Origin of the sequence: Arthrobacter sp. Y81, from assembly GCF_002929335.1 — a bacterium.
GTDB lineage: Bacteria > Actinomycetota > Actinomycetes > Actinomycetales > Micrococcaceae > Arthrobacter.
Genome location: NZ_PJIL01000113.1, coordinates 1 through 501, shown reverse-complemented (window position 1 = coordinate 501; position 501 = coordinate 1). Strand labels below are relative to the sequence as shown.

Sequence of the window (501 nt, the reverse complement as noted above, 5' to 3'; positions counted from 1 at the left end):
GGGCGCGGACGGAAACGTCCAGGGCCGAGGTGGGCTCATCCGCCACGATGATGTCCGGGTCCAGGGCCAGTGCGCGGGCAATTGCCACGCGCTGGCGCTGTCCGCCGGAAACTTGCGACGGCGTGACCTCGGCTGCCGACTGCGGCAAACCAACCAGCGCCAGCAGTTCCGCGACCTTGGCCAGGCGCGATGCACCGTTGCCAATGCCGTGAATCGCCAGCGGATCAACCAGGATGTCCTGGATGGTCATGCGCGGGTTCAGTGCCGTCGAGGGGTCCTGGAAGACCACGGAGACGGACCGGCCGAATTCCTTGCGCATGGCGGCGTTGCGCTTGATGGCGGGCTTGCCATGGAACAGCACCTCGCCGGAGGTGGGCGTCTGCAGGCCCACCAGCACTGAGGCCAGTGTGGACTTGCCACAGCCTGACTCGCCAACAATGCCTACGGTCTCGCCGCGGCTGATGGAGAAGTTCACGCCGTTGACGGCCTTGACGTAGTTCG

Annotated in this window: 1 protein-coding gene; it reads right to left on the bottom strand. The window is 66.3% G+C overall.

All coding sequences use genetic code 11. From position 1 onward, the window contains the following. The coding region (locus tag CXQ91_RS24455; protein ID WP_146072452.1) for a dipeptide/oligopeptide/nickel ABC transporter ATP-binding protein at positions 1–501 on the bottom strand (501 nt) is incomplete at both ends.